The 1,373-nt window shown below is 56.4% G+C and carries 1 protein-coding gene; it reads right to left on the reverse strand.

What is annotated here, in order from left to right; genetic code table 11:
* Positions 1–113: 113 nt before the first annotated feature.
* Positions 114–1,322, reverse strand: coding sequence for a recombinase RecT (locus OX89_RS17780; protein ID WP_084001981.1), 1,209 nt, complete (start codon positions 1,320–1,322; stop codon positions 114–116).
* Between the last annotated feature and the right edge of the window lie 51 nt (positions 1,323–1,373).

Here is a 1,373-nt window from a genome sequence, read left to right on the forward strand (position 1 = left end):
TTTTGAACTCAGTGCATTACGCAGCTGAACAACAAACCTGTTTTCCGAGCCGCTCTACATTCCAAACGGCTTGGAAAACCCCCTGCCGAAGCAGGAGGGATTTCTTTCTTGGATCAGAACAACGTACCGTTGTCCAGACGTTCCTTGACCAGGTTGTACTCGCGATCGATTACTTCGCGGTCAGCCCCTTGTAGCCCAGCTTCTGCACGGATATAGACCTCGTTGAGATCATCTTCCGATTTGACGCTGCGCATCTGGTTAACCCACTTGTCCAGAATCGTCTCCGAACCTTCCTGGGATGCTTTGGGCGCCACATCCTCAACAGGAGCGGATGCAGCCCTCGGACTCTGTGCGCGTTGCTGATTGCTATGCGTGCCCTGTGTCGCTGCGGCAGGTCGTGCCGCTGTACGCACTGGCTCTGCATCCGTATGCACATCAGGGGTTACTCGCTGGGCGGTTGCCTGTTGAGCGGGCTGATGTTGCGTTTGCTGCGCATGCTCGAAGATTTCCCCCGAATCGGGATCCGTCATCTGAGGTTCGTAGGTGCCATCAGCGGCTTGGTGGAGGTCAATGTTTTGGCTGAGGCCAGCATCAGCGGCGCTATCCATGGCCAGGGCCGCAGATAGTTCCGGCGACTTCGGCATCACCTTGGCGAGTGCACGAATCGCTGTTTTTTTGCCCATCTCCGGGAAGTCGGTATCCCAGGGGGAGTCCTTCTTCCAGAGTTTTGCCGCCTTGTAGCCGTTGCTGCGATCGCGGATGCGGCAGACATCTTCGAGCGAAAGTGCTACGAAGGTGTTAGTGCCGTCCTTGAAGGAACAGACCGCATAAAAGCCCGTGATGTCGCCGCGTGCTTCAGCAGTCGCCGGAAAGCCCCCCTTGCCAGCAAGTGGCTCATGAACAAGTTCACGAGACATGCCCAGCCGGAGATGGAAGACATCATTCTCACGAACCTCGTGAGCGTAGATGTCAGCTACCTGGCCTGACTGGCGGGCCAGCTTCATCAACCCTGCATACCCAGGGATGAGCTGGCACTCCTTCTTGAATGGGACAAGATAGGCTTCACCCATCATCCCGATCTCCAGACCCATCTGACTGGCCTGAACCACGGCTGCCAAGACGCTCATGGGGTCGCATTCCCCCAATTTTGCGTTGGATCTGAATGCAGTGAGCGCAATTCGCGCCATCCGGTCAGGGTTCAGATGCCGAGGTAGCGCCTTTGCAATCTCGGCTTTGCTCCTCTCCAAGAGAGCGGGAAAGGTATTTTCCCGCTTCGGCGCTGGGGCCTGTTGGCGACGGATAGCTTGAAAAGTCTGATTCATGGTGGAACTCCAAAAAAAATGGAGTCACCAATCCCCTTGGGGACTGGCGAC

It is taken from the genome of Diaphorobacter sp. J5-51 (assembly GCF_001023515.1).
In the GTDB taxonomy this organism is placed as follows: Bacteria; Pseudomonadota; Gammaproteobacteria; order Burkholderiales; family Burkholderiaceae_C; genus Diaphorobacter; species Diaphorobacter nitroreducens.

Bases quoted from the DNA above. Each gene is read 5' to 3' on its own strand.
- OX89_RS17780 (WP_084001981.1), bottom strand. From the start codon at position 1,322: ATGAATCAGACTTTTCAAGCTATCCGTCGCCAACAGGCCCCAGCGCCG.